At 37.9% G+C, this 2108-nt stretch carries 5 protein-coding genes; 1 reads left to right on the forward strand and 4 read right to left on the reverse strand.

The features are described 5' to 3' along the window. Positions 1-415: hypothetical protein (locus AC1DRQ_RS30925; protein WP_477429872.1), on the reverse strand; the 415-nt coding region annotated here is incomplete at its 3' end. 150 nt (positions 416-565) lie between these two features. On the opposite strand from AC1DRQ_RS30925, the gene AC1DRQ_RS30930 reads away from it, so the two are divergent. Then, positions 566-808, forward strand: coding sequence for a helix-turn-helix domain-containing protein (locus tag AC1DRQ_RS30930; RefSeq protein ID WP_477429874.1), 243 nt, complete (start codon positions 566-568; stop codon positions 806-808). A gap of 25 nt (positions 809-833) precedes the next feature. Here the strand turns inward: AC1DRQ_RS30930 and AC1DRQ_RS30935 are convergent, their stop codons facing one another. The 3 genes from AC1DRQ_RS30935 to AC1DRQ_RS30945 form a co-directional block, all read right to left on the reverse strand. After that, on the reverse strand, positions 834-1334 hold the full coding sequence (locus tag AC1DRQ_RS30935; protein ID WP_477429876.1) for a hypothetical protein: 501 nt from the start codon (positions 1332-1334) through the stop codon (positions 834-836). Between the two features lie 146 nt (positions 1335-1480). After that, the gene (locus AC1DRQ_RS30940) at positions 1481-1687 is read right to left on the reverse strand and encodes a hypothetical protein (RefSeq protein WP_477429878.1); all 207 of its coding nucleotides are present in this window, start codon (positions 1685-1687) and stop codon (positions 1481-1483) included. 9 nt (positions 1688-1696) lie between these two features. Then, positions 1697-2108, reverse strand: a 412-nt coding sequence (locus AC1DRQ_RS30945; protein WP_477429880.1) for a hypothetical protein, incomplete at its 5' end; no start/stop codon positions are given.

Raw genomic sequence — 2108 nt, forward strand, 5'->3', positions numbered from 1 at the left:
GTACTGGTTGATGATTAATAATAGTTGAATTTGAAGTTTGCCTTGGTTTGAGAAAATCTGTCCAACCATAATAAGCTACCACTATCAAAACACCAAGTATAAAAGGCCATATTGAATAAGAAAAGTCGTCGGTGCTTCCTGAGCTTGATGATGGGTTGGCTTCTTTAATCTTTGGCACTCCAATAGTCCTGTCTGTTTTCCTCAAATCAACTGGCTCTTCCGCGGCCTTATTAGTAGTAGTGCCTTTTGATATCGTTGTTTCAGGCAATGGCCTTTTTGCAGCCTCTTTAACAATATCAACCATTCCACTTTCATAAGGTTTAATTCTTGTACCGCAGCTATCACAATTGATTGAAATGTTGGCATCTACGTATGCCACATGCTGCTTATGGCAGGATGGGCAATTAAATTGCATTATAGGCATGATAATAAGGTTAGGGACTGAGTAGCCTTCGCTCAGTAAGTTATTTAACAGCTACAGTAGGCATTCCGTAACGCGAAATTAATAAAATACTTAGTTATTACTAAGTAAGATGTAAGCTTTGTTTCTATTCTTTCGTATCTGATGGCAGCCAATCTTAAATCGGATATTGAAGCTTATGTAATAAATAAGGTAAAGGAGAAAAGAGAGCAGTTAAATCTTTCTCAATCCGAACTTGCGGTGCGTCTAAATGTGTCAAACGGCTTCATAGGTCAAGCGGAAAGTTCTAAATCACCAACAAAGTATAACCTGAATCATTTGAACCAATTAGCCATCATCTTTCACTGCTCTGTTAAAGATTTCATTCCGGAAAAACCTTTTAAATAGGAGTCTTTGAACTCCTATCTGTATGTTATGCCACTGCCTTCATTTGCTTTCTTCTAACTGTTGCGGGCTTGTATTTAATCAATTTAAAACTGTGATGCTTGTTCTTTTCCTCCATATACTCATACATTTCTGAGCAGGTATTAATGCACCAATCTGTCCTTATTGAATCTTCAATATTTACTTCGGTAGCGTCTTTAGAGGTGTATTTATAAATGCTGCGGATAAAGGCAGAAGTGATCCTGCTGTATTGATTGATTGCGAGAACCTGCTCAAAACCATAATGTATGGCCAGTACATTTGTCGGGTGACACTCTAATCTTAGATAAAGTACTGGGTTAATGAACTCGTGAATGATCGTACCAATTTTAGGTGCTGTTCTGTCCTCCCTTTCCAGGCTGTAACGCATTTCGTCCCGTTCAAGGGTGGATAACAGTTGTTTGGCGTTCCTGTAAATATGGTAATAGCACTCTTTGACTACTTTGTTATAAGGTAACTGATTTTGATGGACTGTTTGTTGCTGTTTCATGTTGATTTGGTTTAAGTGTTTGTAAATTATTGTTAAATAAGAAATGCCTGGTCTGTTTAGCCAAGCATTTTGAAAGTGTGTTTGAAATGGATTTGGGAAGTTTTACCTTTTAAAGCAAGCGGTTGGATCGTGAAATCTGAATTGTGTCAGGCATCATCCTTTACTTCATAAATGCGTTTTAGGGGAACGAAGTAAGCCGAATCAATATCTTCCTGCTCTTCAAATGCATTGTAAAGCAAACATTCTGATTTGAACCAACTATATTCCATCAAATCTTGAACAAATGGCCATTTGACTAAAATGTAAAGCTCATCAACAGATGTAGCACTGCTGAATTGATAGGTGTTGTTCATAAGAGTTAATTAATGTGTGTGGATGAATTGGCTTTCTTGATAGGCTATGACGGCTTTTAAATATTCTGGCAGTATTGGTTGTTTTGGTGTGTGAAAGGCTCTGCTAAGGCCGGTTGCATACTTTAGGAGGCTCAATATTTCTGCTTCAAATGGGCAATCGTGAAAATCATACTCCATCTGCATTATAAATGTGAAATCACATTCGAGCATAAAATAGAAATTATTGTTAACGAAGCCGTGAAGTCTGAAAGGATCGGCTGTATTGTGCTTATAGTCCCTTTCAAAATAGATGGTGCCAGGTTCGAGGTATTTCTCCTTAACTGTTTTGAGAATGCGGTGGTATTGCATGGCAATAGACTCGTTAAGGTCTATCAAATGCTTGTGCTTTGTGCCTGGTCTGACTTGTTTCCAGCGTTTACTG

Source organism: Mucilaginibacter sp. P4_E8 (assembly GCF_056401495.1).

Coding starts and splice junctions, on each gene's coding strand:
- AC1DRQ_RS30930 (WP_477429874.1), top strand. CDS start 566: ATGGCAGCCAATCTTAAATCGGATATTGAAGCTTATGTAATAAATAAG.
- AC1DRQ_RS30935 (WP_477429876.1), bottom strand. CDS start 1,334: ATGAAACAGCAACAAACAGTCCATCAAAATCAGTTACCTTATAACAAA.
- AC1DRQ_RS30940 (WP_477429878.1), bottom strand. CDS start 1,687: ATGAACAACACCTATCAATTCAGCAGTGCTACATCTGTTGATGAGCTT.